This is a genomic window from Cellulomonas endometrii (genome assembly GCF_949769265.1).
In the GTDB taxonomy this organism is placed as follows: domain Bacteria; phylum Actinomycetota; class Actinomycetes; order Actinomycetales; family Cellulomonadaceae; genus Cellulomonas; species Cellulomonas endometrii.
Map to the genome: position 1 here is coordinate 397,309 of NZ_CATKPC010000002.1, position 20,883 is coordinate 418,191.

General features: G+C 77.2%; 19 protein-coding genes. 10 read left to right on the forward strand and 9 right to left on the reverse strand.

Annotated elements, in window-relative coordinates; genetic code table 11:
- Window positions 1-36 precede the first annotated feature (36 nt).
- Entirely contained in the window at window positions 37-681 is a 645-nt protein-coding gene (locus tag QNH85_RS04265) for a hypothetical protein (RefSeq protein WP_282944879.1), read from the forward strand.
- On the opposite strand, the gene QNH85_RS04270 is transcribed toward QNH85_RS04265, so the two are convergent.
- Window positions 626-3,235 carry a multicopper oxidase domain-containing protein gene (locus QNH85_RS04270; protein ID WP_282944880.1) on the reverse strand — a complete coding sequence of 870 codons (2,610 nt, stop codon included), beginning with the start codon at window positions 3,233-3,235 and terminating at the stop codon, window positions 626-628. The genes QNH85_RS04265 and QNH85_RS04270 overlap by 56 nt on opposite strands.
- Complete coding sequence (locus tag QNH85_RS04275; protein WP_282944881.1) at window positions 3,232-4,425, reverse strand: hypothetical protein; 1,194 nt, start codon at window positions 4,423-4,425, stop codon at window positions 3,232-3,234. The genes QNH85_RS04270 and QNH85_RS04275 overlap by 4 nt, the downstream gene beginning before the upstream one ends.
- A gap of 79 nt (window positions 4,426-4,504) precedes the next feature.
- On the opposite strand from QNH85_RS04275, the gene QNH85_RS04280 reads away from it, so the two are divergent.
- Window positions 4,505-5,215, forward strand: coding sequence for a helix-turn-helix transcriptional regulator (locus QNH85_RS04280; RefSeq protein ID WP_282944883.1), 711 nt, complete (start codon window positions 4,505-4,507; stop codon window positions 5,213-5,215).
- Between the two features lie 94 nt (window positions 5,216-5,309).
- Complete coding sequence (locus QNH85_RS04285; RefSeq protein WP_282944885.1) at window positions 5,310-5,612, forward strand: DUF2249 domain-containing protein; 303 nt, start codon at window positions 5,310-5,312, stop codon at window positions 5,610-5,612.
- A gap of 82 nt (window positions 5,613-5,694) precedes the next feature.
- Here the strand turns inward: QNH85_RS04285 and QNH85_RS04290 are convergent, their stop codons facing one another.
- The 6 genes from QNH85_RS04290 to QNH85_RS04315 form a co-directional block, all read right to left on the reverse strand.
- Entirely contained in the window at window positions 5,695-7,500 is a 1,806-nt protein-coding gene (locus QNH85_RS04290; protein ID WP_282944887.1) for a glycoside hydrolase family 2 protein, read from the reverse strand.
- Window positions 7,501-7,577: 77 nt separating this feature from the next.
- Window positions 7,578-8,642 carry a LacI family DNA-binding transcriptional regulator gene (locus QNH85_RS04295; RefSeq protein WP_282944888.1) on the reverse strand — a complete coding sequence of 355 codons (1,065 nt, stop codon included), beginning with the start codon at window positions 8,640-8,642 and terminating at the stop codon, window positions 7,578-7,580.
- A gap of 54 nt (window positions 8,643-8,696) precedes the next feature.
- Window positions 8,697-10,202, reverse strand: coding sequence for a DHA2 family efflux MFS transporter permease subunit (locus tag QNH85_RS04300; protein ID WP_282944890.1), 1,506 nt, complete (start codon window positions 10,200-10,202; stop codon window positions 8,697-8,699).
- 67 nt (window positions 10,203-10,269) lie between these two features.
- Window positions 10,270-10,839 (reverse strand): PadR family transcriptional regulator, encoded by a 570-nt coding sequence (locus tag QNH85_RS04305; RefSeq protein ID WP_282944891.1) that lies wholly within the window; start codon window positions 10,837-10,839, stop codon window positions 10,270-10,272.
- A 107-nt stretch (window positions 10,840-10,946) separates the two neighbouring features.
- Window positions 10,947-11,681, reverse strand: a complete 735-nt coding sequence (locus QNH85_RS04310; RefSeq protein ID WP_282944894.1) for an SIR2 family NAD-dependent protein deacylase — start codon at window positions 11,679-11,681, stop codon at window positions 10,947-10,949.
- A 9-nt stretch (window positions 11,682-11,690) separates the two neighbouring features.
- Complete coding sequence (locus QNH85_RS04315; RefSeq protein WP_282944896.1) at window positions 11,691-12,515, reverse strand: LysR family substrate-binding domain-containing protein; 825 nt, start codon at window positions 12,513-12,515, stop codon at window positions 11,691-11,693.
- 205 nt (window positions 12,516-12,720) lie between these two features.
- Here QNH85_RS04315 and QNH85_RS04320 point away from each other — a divergent pair, with 205 nt between their 5' ends.
- Window positions 12,721-13,113: a DUF5997 family protein gene (locus tag QNH85_RS04320; protein WP_282944971.1), complete on the forward strand. Its 393-nt coding sequence runs from the start codon at window positions 12,721-12,723 to the stop codon at window positions 13,111-13,113.
- A 40-nt stretch (window positions 13,114-13,153) separates the two neighbouring features.
- On the opposite strand, the gene QNH85_RS04325 is transcribed toward QNH85_RS04320, so the two are convergent.
- Entirely contained in the window at window positions 13,154-13,666 is a 513-nt protein-coding gene (locus QNH85_RS04325) for a hypothetical protein (protein ID WP_282944897.1), read from the reverse strand.
- 110 nt (window positions 13,667-13,776) lie between these two features.
- On the opposite strand from QNH85_RS04325, the gene QNH85_RS04330 reads away from it, so the two are divergent.
- The 6 genes from QNH85_RS04330 to QNH85_RS04355 all read left to right on the forward strand — a co-directional run bounded on the left by QNH85_RS04330 (window position 13,777) and on the right by QNH85_RS04355 (window position 20,881).
- On the forward strand, window positions 13,777-14,913 hold the full coding sequence (locus QNH85_RS04330) for a heme/hemin ABC transporter substrate-binding protein (protein ID WP_282944898.1): 1,137 nt from the start codon (window positions 13,777-13,779) through the stop codon (window positions 14,911-14,913).
- 56 nt (window positions 14,914-14,969) lie between these two features.
- Window positions 14,970-16,016, forward strand: coding sequence for a FecCD family ABC transporter permease (locus tag QNH85_RS04335; protein ID WP_282944973.1), 1,047 nt, complete (start codon window positions 14,970-14,972; stop codon window positions 16,014-16,016).
- Window positions 16,016-16,894: a heme ABC transporter ATP-binding protein gene (locus QNH85_RS04340; RefSeq protein WP_428830353.1), complete on the forward strand. Its 879-nt coding sequence runs from the start codon at window positions 16,016-16,018 to the stop codon at window positions 16,892-16,894. The genes QNH85_RS04335 and QNH85_RS04340 overlap by 1 nt, the downstream gene beginning before the upstream one ends.
- Window positions 16,891-18,117: a hypothetical protein gene (locus QNH85_RS04345; protein ID WP_282944899.1), complete on the forward strand. Its 1,227-nt coding sequence runs from the start codon at window positions 16,891-16,893 to the stop codon at window positions 18,115-18,117. Before QNH85_RS04340 ends, QNH85_RS04345 begins: the two co-directional genes overlap by 4 nt.
- Entirely contained in the window at window positions 18,114-19,373 is a 1,260-nt protein-coding gene (locus QNH85_RS04350; protein ID WP_282944900.1) for a hypothetical protein, read from the forward strand. Before QNH85_RS04345 ends, QNH85_RS04350 begins: the two co-directional genes overlap by 4 nt.
- Before the next feature lie 101 nt (window positions 19,374-19,474).
- Complete coding sequence (locus tag QNH85_RS04355; protein ID WP_282944902.1) at window positions 19,475-20,881, forward strand: hypothetical protein; 1,407 nt, start codon at window positions 19,475-19,477, stop codon at window positions 20,879-20,881.
- Window positions 20,882-20,883 lie beyond the last annotated feature (2 nt).

The window sequence follows — 20,883 nt, forward strand, 5'->3', positions numbered from 1 at the left end:
CGCCGCACCGTGCCCGCTGCGGCGAGGCTGCCGCGCATGGACGCCATCCGTGAGAACCCGGTCGCCGCGCTCGTCGTCGCCTGCGAGGTCGGCTTCTGGGTGTTCCTCGCCGCCGCCGTCGTCGCCCGCTACGCGCTGCGGATGCGCCGGACCTCCACGGTGCTGCTGCTGTGCGAGCCCCTGCTCGAGGTGGTGCTGCTGGTCGCGACCGTCGGGGACCTGCTCCGCGGCAGCGAGGCCACCTGGACCCACGGGCTCGCTGCGCTGTACCTCGGGTTCACCGTCGCGTTCGGCCGGCGCACCGTGCACGCGGTGGACGCCTGGGTCGCGCACCGGTTCTTCGGCGGCCCGGCGCCGGTCAAGCCGCCGAAGCACGGCCCGGTGCGGGTCCGCTACGAGTGGGCGCTGTGGCTGCGGGCGCTGCTCGCCTGGGTGGTGGCGTGCGCGGTCCTCGGCGTGCTGCTGCTCCTCGCGCAGGGCGCCGGGGAGGCGGCGGCGCAGCAGCGAGAGGTGCTGCTCGGCTGGGGCGCGCGGGCGTCGGTGGTGCTGGTCGGGTGGCTGGTGTTCGGGCCGGTGTGGGAGATGCTCACGCCGGCGGACCGGTCGGGGGCCGCGGACGACGTCCTCACGGCGCCGTCACGAGGAACCGCCCCTGCGCCCCCCGCTCGGCGTCGCCCATGACGTGCGTGACGAACGGGTAGGTCCCGGCCTCCGGGAACGTCAGCTCCACGAACCCGCCCTCCGCGGGCTGCAGCGCGAGCACCTGGGACCCGCCGGTGCCGGTCGAGCCGCCGTCGCGCAGCACCCAGTCGCCCTCCCGGAACACCGTGTCGAACTGCGCGCCCACCACGTGGAACGCGGACGGCCGGTTCGGCCCGGCGTCGAGCACCCAGACCCGCACCCGCTCGCCCGCCCGGGCGGCCAGCGGCCGGTCCCGGTACTGCGCCGCGTAGCCGTTGAACACCAGCAGGTCCGGGGACTGCGCGGCGACGGCCGCCTCGTCCGCGGCGCCGCCCTGCTCGCCCAGGTACAGCTCCGACTGGACCAGGACGTACTCCCGGTCGACCGCGGGCAGCCCGGGCGGGTCGATCACGACGGCGCCGGCCATGCCGTTCGCGATGTGCAGGCTCATCGGCATCGTGGAGCAGTGGTACATCCAGATCCCGGACCGCTCCGCGGTGAACGTGTACGTGAGCGTCTCGCCGGGCGGGATCGTCCGCATGACCTCGTCCGGGGCCAGCGCCCCCGCGTGGAAGTCCACGGAGTGCCCGATGCTGCCGTCGTTGACCAGCGTGACGACGAACGTGTCGCCGACCCTGCCGTGCAGCACGGGACCCGGTGCCGTGCCGCCGAACGTCCACGCGGTGCGGGTCACGCCGGGGGCGACCTCCTGCTCCGTCTCCGTCACGGTGAGGGTGACGTGGTGCGTCGTGCCGGGACCGACCGGGGGCAGCGTGGCGTCGCGCGCCTCGAAGCCGGCGGCAGCGGTCGCGTGCGGGTCGACCGCGGCCGCCTGCCCCGGGTCGTCGGGCCCGGCGTGCGCGGTGTGCCCCGCCTGCGCCGCCTGTTCGGAGGGCCCGCCGGTGACGACGACGTCCAGCGTCATGCCCATCAGGCGGTGCCCCGCGACCGAGCACCACCCCGCCAGGTCCGAGCCCGCCACGCCGACGTCCACGGTGGCGCTCGCGCCCGGTGCCAGGCGGCCGGTGGTCGCCCCGCCGTCCAGGACGAGGTCGTGCACGGTGCTGTCGGCGTTCGTCACCTCGAGCACCAGGCGGTCGCCCGCGGGGACCTCGATGCGGGACGGGACGAACCGCATGTCCTGCGCCTCGACCGCCACGGTCGTCGTCCGGCCGGTCGCCGCCACGTCCGCGGCCCCGCGGCCGGCCACGGCCCCGGTCAGCCCGGCGGCGGTCGGGTCGGCTGCCACGCCCACCGCGACCACCAGCAGCAGCGCGCCGACCGCCGCCGTCGCCGCCCCCCGCCGCCGCGCCCGCAAGACGCCGGCGGGCTCGGCCGGGGCGGGAGCGTCGGCGGGTCCGGAGCCCCCGGGCGCGCGGCTGGCCCGCACGGCGCGCAGCGCCAGCACGAGGAACCACACGGCGACCGCGAGGCCGACGACGGACGTCACGACCCGCACGAGGCTGGGGGCGCCGGAGAGGAACAGCAGGAGCGCGCCGTTCAGCAGCACGCACCGCAGCACGCCGGCGCGGTCCAGCTCGGCCGTGGTGCGGCGCGAGACGGCCGGGCCGCCGCCGAGCACCACGGGCAGCAGCGCGGCGAGCGCACCGGCGAGCACCTGCGCCGCGAACCCGACGACGAGCGCGGGCACGAGCCCGGTCAGGCGCGGCACGGCGGCCGCCCAGGACCCGGCGCTGACCACGGCCACTCCGAGCGCGACCGTGGCGCCTGCCCACCACGCGACCGCCGCCGCGAGGCTCCAGGCTGCGAAGGTGCGGGGCGCGGCCGCGCGGGCCTGCCGGAGCAGCACCCGGGCGACGAGGGCGGTCCCGCCGAGCGTGACGAGGGCGCCGAGACCGACGAGCGGGCGCAGGTCGAGCGCCGCCGCGGCCGCCACGACGACCGGTCCCGCGGCGAGCAGCGGCAGGGCGTGGCGAGCGTCCCGCTCGGCGGCGGCGTCGATCCGCGTCCGCAGCACGGTGGGCCACAGGACCGCGAGGGTCCCGGCGACCGTGACGGCGACCCAGCCGAGCAGCGTCAGCGCCACGTGCGCGACGTACCACCGGGCGTACGCCTCCGGGCCGGGCTCGAGCCGGGCCATCGCCACGCCGCACGCCACGCCGGGCACCAGCAGGGTCCCGGCCACGAGGTAGTACCGCACGAGGTGGGCGAACCGGGCGGGCAGGGCACCCCGGCGCTGGCGCGCGATGCCGGCGGTCTGCGCGACGGCGACCCCCGCGACCGCGGCGGCACCGGTCGCGACCGCGGCGCCGCTGCCGGCCGGCACGCCCACCACCACGGCGAGCGTGCCCGCGGTGTGCACGACCAGCCGCGCCGTGAGCGCCCGCGGGCTGCCCGGGCGGCGGACCAGGGTGTCCGCGAAGTGCTGGCTCCAGACCAGGATCGCGGTGCTGACGCCGCCGAGCAGCAGCAGGTGCACCATGAGCCACCCGGAGTCCGGGACGAACCGGTGCGCCGCGGCGACGACCGCCGCGGACGCCAGCCACGCGACGACGAGCAGGTTCGCCCGCAGGTGCCGGTCGGCGCGCCTCACGCGACACCCCCGGCGGCGGCGGCGGGGGCCGGGCTCTGCGCTGCGCCGGGCACCGAGCCGGGCACCGGGCCGGGCACCGGGCCGTGCGCCGGGCCGCGCGCCTGCACGCCCACCGGCCCGCGCACCGCGGACCCGACGGCGACGACGACGAACGCGAGCAGGGCGACCACGTTCCCGACGCCCCCGACCTGCACGGCCGCGCCGACGCCCCGCGCGTCCCCGACGAGCACCCGCAGCAGGAGCGTGGCGTGCAGCAGCACCAGCGGCGCGTACATCACCGGCTGGTACGGCAGCGGCCGCCGCAGCACCGCCGGCAGGATCACGGGCGCGTGCGCCATGACCATCGACAGCACGAAGCCCAGGAACACGCAGTGCAGCACGGCGTCGTACGCCGGGCCGGAGAGCACCGGGCCGCGCACGAGCCACACCGCACCCGCGACGCCCAGCCACGCGTAGCCGCCGAGCATCGCGGACGCCATGTACCGCGGCAGGCCGGTGCCGCGGACGGTCCGGCGGGCCACGTCGTGCCGCGCGAGCACCCCGACCAGCCCGAGCAGCACGGCGCCCAGCGCGGTCCAGCCGGCGTCCGGCCGGAGCAGCGCCACCGTGCTCGCGACCGCCCAGCCGAGCGCGAGCGCCCACACCGCGTCCTCCGCCCGTGCGGACGGCGCCCCGACCCGCATGAGCTCCAGCCGCTCGCCCACCACGGTCAGCACCAGGAACCCCGCGAGCGTCGGGACCAGGTGCGGGACCGGCACCCCCGCGAGCCACAGCAGCGTCGCCGCGAGCCCGTGCGCCGCGCCGAGCGCCTGCACCGCCACGGCCGGCGCGGGCTGCCGCCGCCAGACCACGGCGTAGATCGCGAGCAGCAGCGCGCAGCCCGCCGTGAGGGCGACGCGGCCCACCACCAGCGGCAGCGGGGTGAGCAGCGCCAGGCCGCCGAGGCCGAGCAGCGCCGGGGCGGCCAGCAGCGTGCGCCGGCGCACCGCGACCGCCCGCTCCAGCGCGACGAGCGTCCCCACGAAGCCGAGCACCATCAGCGGCCCGTGGACGTCCGCCCAGCGCTCGCTGGCCACCGGGGCGCCCAGGCCCAGCCGCAGCAGCGCGGCGTCCAGGCCGGCCAGCAGCGCGAGACCGCCGGGGACCAGCAGGACGACGTGACGTGGGACGGGGGTCCCGGGCTTTTCCACGTTCGAACGGTATTTAATCGGGAGGTCGGCCGGCAGGGACCTCGGTCCCGCCGGCGCCCTGAGCAGGACGGAGCGAGCGATGACCACGGTGCCGCGGCGCCCCCCGACCGCGCGGACGCGCACCGGGAGCAGCCGGCTGGACGTGCTGCACCTCCTGGAGGCGGAGGGCTCCGCGACCGTCGGCACCGTCGCCGCCCGCACCGGGCTGCACGAGAACACCGTGCGGGCGCACCTCGAGCGCCTGGTCGCGACCGGGCTCGCCGTGCGGGAGCCCGAGGTGCGGACGGTCCGCGGCCGCCCCCGGCTGGTCTACCGGCCCGCCGGCGACGGCACCGCGTCGTCGGACCCGGACCGCGCCCGCCGGCTCGACGAGGCCACCGCGCGGGCGGCGCTGACCCGGCTGCTGCTCGACGGCTACGGCGCACCCGCCGCCGACGTGACCTCGGCGGCACGCGCGGCGGGGGAGCGGATGCTCGGCACGCTGCCCGGCCCGCCCGCCGCCGCGCCGGACCCGACCGAGCGGGACCAGCTGTCCGCCCTCGCGGAGCACCTGGACCGGCTCGGGTTCGACCCCGTCCCCGGGGAGCCCGCACCGGGCACGCGCACGGTCGGCCTCTGGCGCTGCCCGTTCCTCGACCTGGCCCGCGCCCGCCCGGAGGTCGTGTGCGCGGTGCACCTCGGGCTCGCGCAGGGCGTGCTCGACCGGGTCGGCGGGCCGTTGCGCGCGGACCGGCTCGTGCCGTTCGCCGGGCCGCGCCACTGCGAGCTGCACCTCGCGACGGCGTCCTGACCGTCGACCACCGTCGACCACCCGACCACCGACCACCACCCGACCAGCACCCGACCACCCGCGCCGCCGGCGCGGGACGCCCGAAGGAGACACCATGACCGAGCCCGTCGAGATCCTGCGCCACGCCCCCGAGCCGGAGGCGCGCACGTGCGGCTGCGGCGGGCACGACGAGGCCGACCCGGTGCTCGACGTGCGGGCGATCCCGCACGCCATCCGGCACGCGACCGTCTTCGGGGCGTTCGACGCGATCCCGGAGGGCGGGTCGCTCGTGATCGTGGCCCCGCACCTGCCCACGCCGCTGCTGGCGCAGCTCGCCGAGCGCGCACCGGTGGACGCCGAGGTGCTCGTCGACGGTCCCGAGGCCTGGCACGTCCGCCTCACGCGGCGCGCGTCCTGACCCCGGCCTGACGCGCACCGGGCCGGCCGGTTCCCGGGACCGTGACCGCGGTGCACGCGGTGGTCACGGTCCCGGGGGCGTGTCAGCCCGCGAAGATGCGGCGGAACGTCTCCAGCGGGAGCTTCGGGTTCCGGTGCTCGTCGCACAGGCCGTTGGTCTCGAGGCCGGTGTCGGTGATCTGGGTGTAGCAGAACCCTCGCAGCAGGGTCGACGCCCGGACGGCGTCGAGCAGGTCGGTGAGCCGTGCCTCCAGGTCCTCCGGGGAGCGGGCCTCCGAGTAGCCCCACGAGCCCTCGGGCGCACCGGGGGCGTACGCCACCCCTCCGAACTCCGACAGCAGCACCGGGATGGTCCCGGCCGCGGGTGCCGGCCCGCCGACCCACATCCGCCGGCCGGCCGGCCCGACCCCGGCGAGCGTCTCCGCCAGCCCGGCGGCGCTGCCGTACCGCTCCCGCAGGACGGCGCCCGTGTCGGCGTAGTCGTGCACCGTCAGCAGGTCGGACGACGTGTGCTCCCAGCCGTCGTTCGAGATGACGGGCCGGGTCGGATCCAGGGCCCGGGTCAGGTCCGTCAGCGCACGGCTGTAGGCCCGCTGCGCCGGGTCGTGCGCGAGGTGCTGCACGCCCCACGACTCGTTGAACGGCACCCACGCGATGATGCAGGGGTGCGAGACGTCGCGGCGCACGATGTCCAGCCACTCCCGCGTCAGCTGCGCGACCGCCTCGTCGCTGAACCGGTACGCCCCCGCCGTCTCGGACCAGACGCACAGGCCCAGCACGTCGCACCAGTACAGGTAGCGGGGGTCCTCGATCTTCTGGTGGATCCGGACCGTGTTGAAGCCGAGAGCCAGCGCCAGCTCGACCTCCGCGCGCAGGGCCTCGGGGCTCGGCGGGGTCAGGTGCGACTCCGGCCAGTAGCCCTGCTCGAGCACCGCGCGGACGTAGAAGGGCCGGTCGTTGAGCAGCAGGGCGTCGCCGTCGGCCTGCACCGACCGCAGGCCGCAGTAGGCGTCGACCCGGTCGAGCACCGCGTCGTCCCCGCCCAGCAGCGTCACGTCGGCGTCCAGCAGCGTGGGGCGCTCCGGGGACCACAGCAGGCCCTCGTAGGCCTGGCCGTTCTCCTGGCCGGGGATGGGCACGGGGACCAGGGCGGTCTCGCCGTCGACCGGCACCTCCGCGGCGCCCACCGGGGTGCCGTCGTGCGTGAGCCGCACGCGGACGCGGGTGCCCGCCGGGGCGGCGGCGTGCAGCCGGACGCGCACCTCCATGCGGCCGCCCGGGACGTCCGGCCGCCACGACAGCGTGTCGACCGCTACGGCCGGGACCTGCTCCAGCCACACGGTGCGCCAGATCCCGGAGGTCCGGTGGTACCAGATGGCGTGCTGGTCGGGCTGCCAGTCCTGCTTGCCGCGCGGCTGCTCGACGTCGGTGCGGGAGTCGGTCGCCCGGACCACGACGACGTGCGCGTCCGCGGCCACGGCCGGGTCCAGCAGGTCGGTGACGTCGACGCTGAAGGTCGTCTGCCCGCCCTCGTGCCGGACGGCGTGCTGCCCGTCGACCCACACGTCGGCCTCGTGGTCGACCGCGCCGAGGTGCAGCAGCAGCCGGTCCGCGCCGAGCCCGGCCGGGACGGTGACCGTGCGGCGGTACCAGAGCGCCGCGTGGTCCCCGTGGTCGGCGATGCCGGACGCGGTGGACTCCGGCGGAAACGGGACGACGATCTCGCGGTCGAAGGGTCCGGTGCCCGGGGCGTACCAGCGCTCGCGCAGCCCGGCGTCCGCGTCGTCGAACGTGAACTGCCAGGGGCCGTCGAGGGACCACCAGCGGTCGGGGCGGATGAGCTGGGGGCGCGGGTGCAGGCCCCGGTCGGGTGCAGACGTCGTCGTCATGGCGGTCCTTCGTTCGTCGCGGTGGGCGGGCGTCTTCGGCAGGCCGAGATCATGTTGCCACGTGGCAAACGTCCGCGTCACGCGGACCGGGCGCCCCCGGTGGACTCGCGCCCGACGACGGTGTGCGCGACGGTCACGTCCTGGGCGGTCCGGGGTGCGCGCGGGGTGTCGTCCCGGCCGTCGTCCTCCGCCGGGTCGAGCCGCGCGACCAGCAGGCCCACCGCCACCCGCGCGATGGCGTCGCGGTCCGGGCGCACCGAGCTGAGCGACGGCGTCAGGTACCGGACCTCCTCGACGTCGTCGAAGCCCAGCAGAGCGACGTCCTCGGGCACCCGCACGCCGCGGGTGAGGCACGCGCGCAGCGCACCGACCGCGAGCATGTCGTTGAAGCAGAGCACCGCGTCCGGCGGCTCCGGGGCGTCGAGCAGCGCCGTCATCGCGGCGAAGCCCTCCGCCCGGTCGTAGGACCGGACGTGCCGCAGGCGCGCGGGGTCGGCGGGCAGCCCGGCGTCGGCGAGCGCGCGCAGGAACCCGTCGGCCCGCTGGTGGCCGGTCTGCAGGAGGGGGTCGTCCTCGAGCCCGATCGCCGCGATCCGCCGGCGCCCCAGCCCGATCAGGTGTGCCGTGCCCTCGCGGGCCGCCGCGACGTCGTCGATGTGCACGTGGTCGAGCGACGTGTCGACGGTCCGCTCGCCGAGCAGCACCACCGGGCGGTCGGGGTCGACGCCCCGCAGGTCGTCGGCGGTCAGCGCGAGGGGGCTGAGCACCAGGCCGTCGAACATCGCCCCCCGGGGGCCCCGGAGCAGCAGCTCCCGCTCGCGGGCCGGGTCGCCGTCGGTCTGGTCGACGACCACCGTGAACCCGGCCGCGGTGGCCTCGCGGACGACGGCGCGCGCGAGCTCCGCGAAGTAGGGCTGGTCGAGCGCGGGGACGACGAGCCCCAGCAGCCCCGTCCGGCCCGTGCGCAGGGACCGCGCCGCGGCGTTGGTGCGGTAGCCGAGGGCGTCGACGACCGCCTGCACCCGGTCCCGGGTGTGCGGGGCGACGTGCCGGTACCCGTTCACGACGTTCGACACGGTGCGGGGCGACACGCCGGCGGCGCGCGCGACCTCGGCGAGCGTCACCGCGGCCCTGCGTGCCATGCGCGGCACCCTAGCCGGTCGGGGGCGGGCCGGGTCGGGCCCGCCCCCGACGGGTCAGCGCTGCGGTGCGGCGGACTCCGCGGCGGCCGGGGCGGTGACGGGCGGGACCGCGTCGCGGCGCGGCGGGACGAAGAACGCCACGATGACCGCGCCGACGACCGCGATGCCCGCGGGGAGGAGCAGGGACTGGGCCATCGCGTCGGAGAACCCGCCGGCGAGGGCGTCGGGCAGCGCGCCCGCGGCCTCGGCGGCACCGGTCGACTCGCCGGCACCGGGGCCGAGCTCGGCGACCAGCCGCGCCTGGATCAGCGCCGCGATGGCCGCCGAGCCGAGCACGGAGCCGATCTGCCGGGTCGTGTTGAACACGCCCGACCCGGCGCCGGCCTGCGCGCGCGGCAGGTTGCGGGTCGCGGTGGAGGAGATCGGCGACCAGAGGCAGGCGTTGGCGATGCCGAGCAGCGCGCTCGGGAGCAGCAGGCGCGCCCACTGGTCGGGGTCCGGGGTCAGCCAGAGCGTGAACCACACGAGGGCGATCGCCTGCAGCACCATGCCGGTGAGCGCGATCGTGCGCGGGTTCGTGGTGTCGACGCGGGGTCCGATCACCGGGGACAGCACCAGGGTCATGACGGCCATCGGCGCGAGCATGAGCGCGGACCGGGTGGGGGAGAACCCGAGGACCAGCTGGTAGTAGAAGACCAGCGGGAGCGACATCGCGGTCACCGTGAAGCCCAGCGCGCTGATCGCGCCGTTCGCGAGCGCGAAGTTGCGGTCCTTGAACAGGCCGAGCGGCAGCAGCGGCTCGACCGTCGTGCGGGCCTGGTGCACCACGAACGCGGCGAGGACCAGCACCCCGGCGCCGACGACGCCCCACACCGGCAGCCAGCCGCCGATCAGGCCCCAGTCGTAGGACTGGCCCTCCTGGATGCCGAACACCAGCAGGAACATGCCGAGCGCGCTGAGCAGCACGCCCACGACGTCGAACCGGTGCGGGTGCGTGTCGAGGCGCGGCACCAGCCGCCAGGCGAGCACGAACGCCACGACGCCGACGGGCACGTTGACGAAGAAGATCCACTCCCAGCCGAGGCCGTCGACGAGCACGCCGCCGAGGATCGGCCCGACGAGGGTGGCGACGCCGGCGACGGCGCCCCACAGGCTCATGGCCTTGCCGCGGCTGTCCGGCGGGAACAGCCGGGTGATGACGGCCATCGTCTGCGGCGTCATCAGCGCGGCGCCGAGGCCCTGGAACGCGCGGGCGACGATCAGCGCGCTGATCGAGCCGGCGAGGCCGCAGGCGGCGGACGCCAGCGTGAACACGGTCAGGCCGACCAGGTACACGGGCTTGGGCCCGAACCTGTCGCCGAGCCGCCCGGTGACGAGCAGCGGCGCGGCGTAGGTCAGCAGGTAGGCGCTGGTCACCCAGATCACCGCGTCGATGTCGGTCCCGAGCCCGGCCATGATGGCGGGGTTCGCGACCGAGACGATCGTGGTGTCGACCAGGATCATGAAGAAGCCCACGACCAGCGCCCAGAGGGCGGGCCAGGGTCGGACGGTGGTGGACATGCGTGCCTCGTTCAGGGGTGCGGAGGAGTCAGGGCAGGTCCGCGCGCCGGGGGACGCGCGGCGGGGGTCACCAGGGGATGTCGCCGGACTCGATGTCGTCGATGAACGTCGCGATCCAGCGCGACTCGGTCTCGAACACGGCGATCTGGTAGGTCAGGTCGACCCAGTAGCGGGCCGGCAGCTGCTTCGCGGTGACGCGGGCGACCCCGTCGCGCAGCTGGTCGAGCTCCTCGGACAGGCGCGACACGCGGTCCCGCAGCAGGGCGAGGACGGTGTCCCGGGGCAGGTGGTGCGCCTCGGCGAGCGCCAGCGGCAGTCGCGGGTACTCGTTGACGGGGGCGGAGAGCATGGCGGCGAGCTGCTCGGCGAGGGCCTCGCTCCCCGCCGGGGTGAGGGCGTACGTGGTGCGCTCCGGCCGGTTCCCGGCGCGCTCGGTGCCGACGGCCTGCACCAGCCCGTCGCGGTGCAGCCGGTCGACCGCGTGGTAGAGCGAGCCGGGGCGGACCTTCACGAGCCGGTCCGTCGCCCGCTGGAGCAGCACCTGGTGGATCTCGTAGGGGTGCATCTCGCGCTCCGCCAGCAGCGCGAGGATCGCGACCGCGAGCGGGGTGAGCGCGCTGCTGGGGGTGCCGGGCACGATGCTCCTCTCCGAATACTCCACGTGGAGCATACGACTCCTGTGCCATGCACGGAAGTGGGCGGGGAGTGACGTGCGCCGCTCGGCGCCCGCTCGTGCCGCGCCGGTCAGTCGCGCGCGAGCAGCTCCGCGACCAGCGCGGGCAGGGCGTCCTCGATCGGCTCGCGGACCACGCGGTCCGCCACCAGGTCGTAGGGGGTGGGCTCCGCGTTGACGATGACCACCTCGGCGCCGCTGTCGGCCGCCAGCCCGGTGAGGCTCGCGACCGGCTGCACGCTCAGGGTCGTGCCGACTGCGAGGAACACGTCGCCGTCCTGGGCCGCCGCGATCGCGCGCTCCAGCGCCCGGTCGGGCAGCATCTCGCCGAAGTAGACGACGTCCGGCTTGAGGATCCCCCCGCACACGGTGCACGGCGGGTCGGGCTCGGCGTCGAGCCGGGCCAGCACGTCCGCGGTGGGCTGCCGCGCGCCGCACGCCAGGCACGACGTGGTCCGCATGGTCCCGTGCAGCTCGACCACCTGCCCCGGTTCGGAGCCCGCCGCCTGGTGCAGCCCGTCGAAGTTCTGGGTGAGCACCGCCTGCAGCCGTCCGGCGCGCTCCAGGTCGGTGATCGCCCGGTGCCCGGCGGACGGCAGCGCGCCCCACGCCGGGTTCGCGCGCCACCACCGCCAGCCGGTGCGGCGCGCCTCGGGGTCCGCGACGTAGCGGCCGATCTCGAGCAGGTCCACCTGCTCGGGGTGCCGCGTCCACGCCCCCTCCGGGCCGCGGAAGTCCGGGATGCCCGACGCGGTGGAGATCCCCGCGCCCGTGAGCACGGTCACGCGGAGCCCGGGGGCGGGCATGTGCACGGCCTACCGCCCCCGCCGGCCGCGCCCGCTCGCCTTGCCGGACGGACGTCCGCCCCGGCCGCGGTCGGACGTCCGCGGGCCGCGGCCGCGCGCTGCTCCGCGCTGCGGCCGCTGCTCCTTCGCGGCGGGCTGCACGGGCGCCGGCGGGGTCGAGCCGCGCCCGCGGGAGCTGTTCACCGTGCGTCCCCGGACGATGCCGATGAGCTCCTCGATCAGCGGGTCGCCGTCTCGGGCGGCCGGCCACGCGAGCGCGGTCTGCGACGCGGGCGCGTCCGCCAGGGGGCGGTAGGTGAGGTCCTTGCGGTGGTGCAGTCGTGCGAGCGACTGCGGCAGCACCAGCAGCCCGACCCCGGACGCGACCAGGGCGACCGCGTCCTCGGTGGTCTCGGGGGTGGGCAGCGCGGACGGTTCCCCGGGCGGGTCCGCCCAGCGCACGACGTCGTCCGCGGGGGTCAGCAGCGTCTCCTCGGCCAGGTCGGCCGGGGTCACCTCGTCGAGCGCGGTGAGCAGGTGGTCCTTCGGCAGGAGGACCACGGTCTGCTCGACGTACAGCGGGATCGCGGACAGCACGTCGCGGTCCACCGGCAGCCGGAGCAGCGCGGCGTCCGCGCCCCCGTCGGCCAGGACCCGCCCGGCGTCGGCGGCGGTGGCGTGCACCAGCTCCAGCGGGACGTCGGTGACCCGCTCGCGCCACGTCCGCACCCAGGACGCCGGGACGACGCCGGGCACCAGCAGCAGGCGGAACCGCGGGCCGTCGGCGGGTGCGCCCGGAGCGACGAGGTCGTCGGCGGGGGCGGCGGGGCCGGGGGGCACCGGGGGCTCGGGCATCGCGGCCAGCGGAGGCGCGCGGCCCCCCCCCGGGCGCCCCCGGGGCCCCCCCCGGGCCCCCCCCGGGCCCCCGGCGGCCCGGCGTCCGTATCCTGGTGCGGTGACCTCCGACTCCCCGGTGACCCCGGACGCCCCGGCCGGCAGCGACAGCGCCCCGGCCGACGCCCCGGCGGCCCCCGCGCGCCGCGCCCGCACGCCGCAGACGATGAAGCCCGCCACCGCGGCGGCGAAGCTCGGCGTGTACCTGCCCGCGACGCCGGAGGAGTTCCAGGCGGGCCCCGTGTCCCGCGAGGAGCTCGACGCCCTGCAGCGCACGCCCCCGCAGTGGCTGGTGGACCTGCGCCGCACCGGGCCGCACCCCCGCGCGGTCGTCGCCGCGCGGCTGCGGATCTCGACCTCCGGCCTCGCCCGCGCCGGCCTCACGGACCCGCTGACCACCGAGCAGATCGACGCGATCATCGACGAGAGCCCCGAGTGGCTGCACCGGGAGCGCGCCACCCACGCCGAGGTGAAGCGCGAGGAGCAGCGGCTGCGCGAGCGCGACGCCGCCCGGGCCGCCGAGCGTTCCGGGCAGCAGGGCGACCGCCCGCGCGCCTGACGCCCCCGGTCCGGCGGGCCGGCCCCCGTGCCGGCGCCGGTCAGCCGTGGGCGAGGAGCTCGAGCCCGACGACGGCCGTCCCCACCGCGACCACGCCGACGAGCACCGCGAGGCGCTGCCACCCCGGCAGGGGGATGCGGCGCACCGCGATCCAGCCGACGACCCCGAGGCTGGCCAGGAGGGCGATCGTCGACGCCCGCAGCGCCGCGTCGACCTGCCACCCGCCGGCGCCGGCCACCCCCAGGAACACCATCGGCAGCACCAGGACGCCCAGCGCGCCGGTGCACACCGCCACCATGTGCCGCGCCTCCGCCGGGGTGGGGACGGCGCCGTGCACGGCGAGGTGCGACACGACGTCCGCGAGCAGCACGGCCAGCAGCGTGCCGCCGACGGTGATGAGCAGCGTCGTCGCCGCCACGCGCGCGGAGACGTCCTCCCCGTGGGAGCGCAGCGTGAGCACGACGGCGAGCGCCGCGAACGTCACGTAGACCCGCTCCTTGAGCCGCTCGGCGCGCTCCTGCGGGGTGGGTTGCTCGCGCGCCGCCGTGTCCATCACCCCAGGCTACGGAACCGGGACGGGCGGGCGACGGAGGAGAGGTGCTTGTCTTCTGAGGTTGTCCTAACTTAGGGTCGGCTCACCTAAGAACACAGGAGCCGTGCGTCATGTCCCAGCACCACCCGTCCGGACCGGCCGCGCGCCGTCGCACCACCCGCCGGACGGTCCCGGTGCTGGTCGCGGCGCTGATCGCCGCCCTGCTCGCCGGCTGCACCGCCGCCGCGGGCACGGTCGGCGGGACCGCCGCGGCGGCGGGGGACCGGCCGCCGCTGAGCGAGCTGACGCCGCTCGACGACCCGCGGGCGTGGGTCGGGGAGTCCACCGCGCTGTCCGCCGTGACCCCCGTCGAGCCGGTCGCCGAGGACCCCGAGCCGGCGCTCCCCGTGACGGTGACCGACGCGCAGGGGACGTCCGTGACGGTGACCGACGTGAGCCGGATCCTCGCGCTCGACCTGTACGGCTCCACCTCGCGGGTGGTCCACGAGCTGGGGCTCGGGGACAACGTGGTCGGGCGCGACGTGTCCTCGGACTTCCCGGAGATCGCGGACGAGCCGCTGGTGACGACGAACGGCCACGAGCTGAGCGGCGAGGCGATCCTCGAGCTCGCCCCGACGCTCATCATCACGGACACCTCGCTCGGGCCGTGGGACACCGTGCTGCAGATGCGGGACGCCGGGATCCCGGTGGTCGTCGTGGACGCGCACCGCAGCCTCGACACGGTCGGCGACCTCGTCACGGCGGTCGCCACCGCGGTCGGCCTCCCGGAGGCGGGCGCGGCCCTGGCCGCCCGCACCCAGGCGGAGATCGACGCGGTCACCACCGACATCGCCGCGCTCGCCCCGCACGACCCCGCCGACCGCCTGCGGGTGGTGTTCCTCTACCTGCGCGGGCAGTCCGGCGTCTACTACATGTTCGGCGCGGGGTCCGGCGCCGACTCCCTGATCAGCGCGCTCGGCGGGGTGGACGTCGCGACCGAGATCGGCTGGGAGGGCATGCGCCCGATCACCGACGAGGGGCTGGTCGCCGCCCAGCCCGACCTGGTCCTGGTGATGACGAAGGGCCTGGAGTCGGTCGGCGGCGTCGACGGGCTCCTCGAGCAGCTGCCGGCCGTCGCGCAGACACCGGCGGGCGAGCACCGCCGGGTGGTGGACATGGCCGACAGCCAGATCCTGTCGTTCGGGCCGACGTCCGCGCAGACGCTCGACGCCCTGGCGCGCGCGTTCTACGCGCCCGACGCGTCGTGACCGCGCTGCGCCCGGAGGTGGTCGCCGAGGCCCCCGCCGCTCCCGCACCGCCGCCGGTGCCGCGTGCGCGGTCCCGCCGGGTCGTGCCGCTCGCCGTCGCGCTCGCCCTCGGGCTGCTCGTGCTGGCGGTCGTGTCCGCCGGGAGCGGGCAGCTGCGGGTGCCGCCCGCGGAGGTCCTGGGCTCGGTGCTGCACCGGCTCGGCATCGACGCGGGTCCGCTGCCGGCGCACCCGAACGGCGACGCCGCCCTGTGGACGATCCGGTTCCCGCGCGTCGTGATGGCCGTCCTGGTGGGCGCCGCGCTCGCCACCGCCGGCGCCGTCATGCAGGGCGTGTTCGGCAACCCGCTCGCCGAGCCCGGCGTGGTCGGGGTGTCCTCCGGCGCGGCGCTCGCGGCGTGCACGGGCATCGTCTTCGGGCTGGGCTTCCTCGGGCCGTTCACCTCGGCGGCGCTGGCGTTCGGCGGCGGGCTCGTGACGACGCTCGCGGTGTACCTGCTGGCGCGCTCCGGCGGCCGGACCGAGGTCGTGACGCTCGTGCTGACCGGGGTCGCGGTGAACGCGGTCTGCGGGGCGGGCATCGCCTTCCTCACCTTCCTGGGCGACACGCAGGCCCGGGAGCAGATCGTGTTCTGGCAGCTCGGCAGCCTCAACGGCACCCGGTGGGAGTACGTCGCCGTCGTGGCGCCGTTCGTCGCGGTCGGGCTCATCGTCGCGGTGCTGGTCGCGCGCCGGCTGGACCTGCTGTCCCTCGGGGAGCGCGCCGCCCGGCACGTGGGCGTCGACGTCGAGCGCCTGCGGCTCGTCAGCATCGTCGCGGTCGCGCTGCTCACCGCCGCGGCGGTCGCGTTCTGCGGGATCGTCTCGTTCGTCGGGCTCGTGGTCCCGCACCTGGTGCGGATGGCGGTCGGGCCGGGGCACCGGGTGCTCGTGCCGCTGAGCGCGCTCGGCGGCGGGGTGCTGCTGCTGGCCGCGGACCTGGTCGCGCGGACCGCCGTGGCCTACGCGGACCTGCCGATCGGGATGCTGACCGCGCTCGTGGGCGGGCCGTTCTTCTTCTGGCTCATCCGGCGCACCCGGCGCCAGGCGGGGGGCTGGGCGTGATCGCCGGGGCGCGTGTGCCGGCGGCCGCGCCCGCCGCCGTGCCGGTCGTGGCGCGCGACGTGGCGTACGCCGTCGACGGGGCGGTGCTGCTGGACGGCGTCGACCTCGACGTGCGCGCCGGGGAGGTGCTCGCGGTCGTCGGGCCGAACGGCGCGGGCAAGTCGACGCTGCTCGGCGTGCTCGCAGGCGACCTCGAGCCCACGCGCGGCGAGGTCCGGTACGACGACGCGGACGTCCGCCGGCTGCGCGCCGGGGACCTCGCGCGCCGCCGGGCGGTGCTGCTGCAGGAGCACCGGCTGAGCTTCCCGTTCGCCGTCGCCGACGTGGTGCGGATGGGCCGGGCGCCCTGGCGGGGGACCGCCCAGGAGGACGACGACGAGCGGGCGGTCGCCGGGGCGCTGGCCGAGGCCGAGGTCGGGCACCTGGCCGAGCGCCGGTTCCCGTCGCTGTCCGGCGGCGAGAAGGCGCGCGTCGCCTTCGCGCGGGTCCGGGCGCAGGCGACGCCGGTGCTGCTGCTCGACGAGCCGACCGCCGCGCTCGACGTCCGGCACCAGGAGCTGCTGCTCGACCGCGCCGGCGACCGCGCCCACGCCGGGGACGCCGTCGTGGCCGTCCTGCACGACCTCACGCTCGCCGCCGCGCACGCCGACCGCGTCGCGGTGCTCGCGGGGGGCCGGCTGCGCGCGCTCGGGGCCCCCGAGGACGTGCTCACCGCGTCGCTGCTCACGGACGTCTACCGGTACCCGGTGGAGGTCGTGCCGCACCCGCGCACCGGCGCCCTGCTGGTCCTGCCCGACCGGGCCGCCGGCGCTCCGGTGCCGCTGCCTGCCGCGCCCGCCGCGCACCCCACCGCCCCCCCCACGGAGGCCGCCCGATGACCGCCCCGACCCCCGCCGCTGCGCGCCCGCCGCTGCGCGTCCTCGCGACCGGCGTCCTCGTCGCCGCGCTGGCGCTCGCGGGCCTCGTGACCGTGGCCCCGGCCGCGTCCGCCGCGGCGTCCGTCACGGTCACCGGCCCCTCCGGCGGGGCCTCGACGCCCGCCGACGGGCCGTCGACCCTGCGGGTGAGCGGGTCCGGGTTCCAGTCGGTGCCGGGCGGGCTCGGCGGGATCTACGTCATGTTCGGCTGGGTCGACGACCCGGCGGGCGGCTCGTGGCGGCCGAGCAGCGGCGGGCTGACCGGCGAGGACTACCGGTACGTCCCGGACAGCGAGTCGGCGTCGAACGAGGGGCACCAGAAGTTCGTCGCGTTCCCGGGGTCCGACACCGAGGGCGCGGCCAACGGCGGGGTGCTGGCCGCCGACGGGACGTGGGCCACCGAGCTGTCGATCCCCGGGCCGCGGTTCACGGCGCAGGACCGCTCCGGCGCCACGACGCAGGTCGACTGCACGCAGGTGCAGTGCGGCGTCATCACCATCGGCGCGCACGGGGTGAAGAACGCGACGAACGAGACGTTCACGCCCGTGTCCTTCGGCGCGGGTCCGGGCGCGGGGGCCGGCGCGCCGGCGGCGGCCGGCACCGCGGGGGCCGCGGCCGGGACGCCCGAGGCGGCGGTGACCGAGCGCGCGCCCGCGACGCTCGGCGTCGACCAGGCGACCGCGGTGCAGGGCCGGGCGATGACCTTCGCGGCTCAGGGCTTCGAGCCGGGGGAGCAGGTCGTCGCCACCCTGGACTCCGGCGTGGTGTCCGTCGGCCCGCTCACCGCCGGGGCGCACGGCGAGGTCGCCGGCATCCTCCAGCTGCCCGCGGACCTGCGGGTCGGCACGCACGTGCTCACGCTCACCGGCGCGCAGTCCGGCCAGGTGCCGCAGGTCGAGGTCACCGTCACCCGCGACCCGGCCGAGGCGACCGCCGCGGACCTGGTGGCGGCCGCGACGCCCGACGACGACGCGGTGCTGCTCGGGCTCGACGCGGCGGAGACGGCGGTCGCCGCGGCCGGCGCCCTGCTGCTGCTCGTGGTGCTGGCGTCGTTCGTGACCGCGCAGCGCCGCCGCCGGGCCGCGCGCCGGGCGGCGGGTCCTCGTGGCACGCCCGCCACGCCGCCGCCCGCGCGCCCACCGGTCGCCGCGACGACCGCCACGACCGCGGGGGCGACCCGATGAGGCGCCTGCTGGCCGCCGCCGGCCTCGGGGTCGCGCTGCTGCTCGGGACGGCGCCGGCCGCCCTCGCCGACCCGGCCGGGGACGACCCGGGCCGGATCGCCGTCACGGTCACCGTGCCCGACCGCGGCGCGCAGGCCTTCACCGTCTCCGACGCGCAGCTGCGCTGGTCGCTCAGCACGGAGGCCGGGTCGGGCGCGTACTTCGGGGGCTGCCACTTCCTCATGGCGGGCGTCCCCGGCGCGGACGGCGACACCCACGGCGGCAGGGTCTGGACCGCGACGGACGGGTTCTACCGGGCCGTGGCCGACGACGTCCGGGTCGAGAAGCCGGGGCCCGACGGCGCCTACGCGCCGGCGTCCTGGGACACGCGCTGCACGGCCCGCGACGGGAGCACCGTCACCACCGCCAACGGCCTGACCACCGAGACCCAGGTCGTCCTCGAGGGCGGCCGCGGCACGGTCGACCCGGCCACCGGCACCGCGCAGGTCCGCTGGACCGGCACGTTCACCGTCGTGCTCTACGGCGGCCTGACGTACTGGTGGGCGAGCGACCCGGTGCTGACCGTGGCGGCCGACGGCCGCGCGCAGCTGACCGCGACCGCCGGGGGCTTCGGCACCGCGATGGACGACCAGTCGCGGTGGGAGGCGCTGCCGGCCACGACCGTCGTGCTGGCGGACCTGTCGGGGGTCGACGTCGGCGGCGACCTCCAGGGCTTCCGGGCGGTCCCTGCGTACCGGGGCGTGGCGGTCGAGGTGCCGGCCGGGGCGACGCCGCAGCTGCGCGAGGGCGCCGACTGGGGCGCGTTCCCGCAGAGCTTCGTCGACTTCCAGCAGCGCACCGGCCAGGCGGCGTACTGGTACTCCTCGGGCGGGCAGGCGGACGCCCGCAAGCCCGCGACCGCGATGTACGTGTCCTACGACGCGGACCGGCCGCTGACCCCGGTCGACGAGCGGCCCGCGGCGACCGCGGCACCGGCGTCCGGGTCGTCCCTGCTCGGCAGGAGCGGCGGCAGCGGCGGCGGGCGTGGCACGGCGGCCGCCTCCGCCGGGGACGTCCTCGCCGCGCCCGCGCTGCCCGCCGTCCCCGGGGTGACCGCGCTGACCGTCGGCCGCGCCGCCCCCGGCCTGGTGCCCGCCGCCGCGACCGCGGGCGCCGCGGGGGAGCGCGCGGCGTGGGGCATGACCGGTCTGCTGCTCGCGGGCTCCGGCACCGTCATCGGATTCCGCCGCGGCTGGCTCGTGCTGCCGTGGCGATGAGACCCGGGCGGGCGCGAGCGCGCCGCCCGGACCCCCGCGCGCCGCACGGTGCGCGGACCCCCGCCGGTCCCCCGACCGGCACCGACCGAGAGGAACTCACGATGGTGGATGCGAACCGTCACCGAGCGCGGCGCGCCGTCGCCGGCCTGGGGGTGCTGGCCCTCGGGGCCGCCGCCGCTCTGGTGACCGCGCTGCCGGCCGCCGCGGCGCCCGCGAGCGTCGACGACGTGCAGCTGCGCTGGACCCTCAACCAGGAGACGGGCGGCGGCGCGTACTTCGGCGGCTGCAACTTCCTCAGCGCCGGCAAGGCCGGCAGCACCGGGTCGTCGCGGGTGTGGACGGAGGCCGACGGCTTCTACGCGTCGTCCGCCGGCGCCGTCACGATCCAGAAGCCGACCGCCGCGGGCGGCTTCGAGCAGCCGACCTGGGCGACGAGGTGCGTGGGCCCGAACGGGTCGGCGGTGTCGCCGGCCCCGGGCAGCAGCACGCTGAACCAGGCCGTGTTCTCCGGCGGCACCGGCACCGTGGACGTCGCGGCCGGCACGGCGTCGGTGTCCTGGGACGGCGACGTCACCGTGGCGTTCTACGGCGGCATGACGTACTGGACGTTCAGCGACCCGGTCCTCACGGTCGCCGCGGACGGCACCGGGCAGCTCACGGGCACCGCGTCCGGCTACGGCACGTCCATGGAGGACCAGTCGCAGTGGGTCGAGGTCGCCCCCGAGCAGATCGTGCTCGCCGACCTGACCGGCGTGAGCGTCGACGAGGACGGCTTCACCGTCACCCCGGACTACCTGGGCGTCGAGGTCACCCCGGGCACCGGGACCCAGACCCGGACCGGCGCGTCGTGGGGCTCGTTCCCGCAGTCGTTCGTGACGTTCCAGGGCAAGACGGGCCAGACCTCGTACTGGTACTCCTCGGGCGGCTCGGCCGACCCGAAGAAGGTCACGCAGCCGCTCAGCGTGGGCTGGACCGTCGACGCGACCGACCCGGGCACCGACCCCGGCACCGACCCGGGCACGGGCGGCGAGGAGGACGTGGACCTCGAGGTGACCGTCCCCGCGGCACCCGAGCCGACCGGTGAGCTCACGTGGTCGGTCGGCGGCGGCGCCGGCGCGGTCAGCCTCGGCACGGCGCAGGCGGACGCCAGCGCGTTCACCGCGGCGGGGCAGCTCAAGCAGGTGACGGTCTCCGACACCCGCACGTCCGGGAGCGCCTGGACGGTCAACGGCGCGGTGTCGGACTTCACCGGCACGGCCGGGTCGTTCGACGGCTCCGCCCTCGGCTGGACGCCCGCACTGAGCAGCAACACCGTCGGCGCGGTCGCCGGTGCGCCCGTTGCCGCGGGCGCCGGCAGCGGCCTGTCCGCCGCCTCCACGCTGGTCTCCGCCCCCGCCGGGCACGCGGCCGGCGCCGTGGCGGTCGACGCGGCGCTCGCGCTGCGCCTGCCGCTCGACACCCCCGCGGGCGACTACTCCGGGGTCCTCACCCTGACCGTGGTCGGCTGAGC

Bases quoted from the DNA above. Each gene is read 5' to 3' on its own strand.
- QNH85_RS04265 (WP_282944879.1), top strand. From the start codon at position 37: ATGGACGCCATCCGTGAGAACCCGGTCGCCGCGCTCGTCGTCGCCTGC.
- QNH85_RS04280 (WP_282944883.1), top strand. From the start codon at position 4,505: ATGACCACGGTGCCGCGGCGCCCCCCGACCGCGCGGACGCGCACCGGG.
- QNH85_RS04285 (WP_282944885.1), top strand. From the start codon at position 5,310: ATGACCGAGCCCGTCGAGATCCTGCGCCACGCCCCCGAGCCGGAGGCG.
- QNH85_RS04290 (WP_282944887.1), bottom strand. From the start codon at position 7,500: ATGACGACGACGTCTGCACCCGACCGGGGCCTGCACCCGCGCCCCCAG.
- QNH85_RS04295 (WP_282944888.1), bottom strand. From the start codon at position 8,642: ATGGCACGCAGGGCCGCGGTGACGCTCGCCGAGGTCGCGCGCGCCGCC.
- QNH85_RS04300 (WP_282944890.1), bottom strand. From the start codon at position 10,202: ATGTCCACCACCGTCCGACCCTGGCCCGCCCTCTGGGCGCTGGTCGTG.
- QNH85_RS04310 (WP_282944894.1), bottom strand. From the start codon at position 11,681: ATGCCCGCCCCCGGGCTCCGCGTGACCGTGCTCACGGGCGCGGGGATC.
- QNH85_RS04315 (WP_282944896.1), bottom strand. From the start codon at position 12,515: ATGCCCGAGCCCCCGGTGCCCCCCGGCCCCGCCGCCCCCGCCGACGAC.
- QNH85_RS04320 (WP_282944971.1), top strand. From the start codon at position 12,721: ATGAAGCCCGCCACCGCGGCGGCGAAGCTCGGCGTGTACCTGCCCGCG.
- QNH85_RS04325 (WP_282944897.1), bottom strand. From the start codon at position 13,666: ATGGACACGGCGGCGCGCGAGCAACCCACCCCGCAGGAGCGCGCCGAG.
- QNH85_RS04330 (WP_282944898.1), top strand. From the start codon at position 13,777: ATGTCCCAGCACCACCCGTCCGGACCGGCCGCGCGCCGTCGCACCACC.
- QNH85_RS04345 (WP_282944899.1), top strand. From the start codon at position 16,891: ATGACCGCCCCGACCCCCGCCGCTGCGCGCCCGCCGCTGCGCGTCCTC.
- QNH85_RS04350 (WP_282944900.1), top strand. From the start codon at position 18,114: ATGAGGCGCCTGCTGGCCGCCGCCGGCCTCGGGGTCGCGCTGCTGCTC.
- QNH85_RS04355 (WP_282944902.1), top strand. From the start codon at position 19,475: ATGGTGGATGCGAACCGTCACCGAGCGCGGCGCGCCGTCGCCGGCCTG.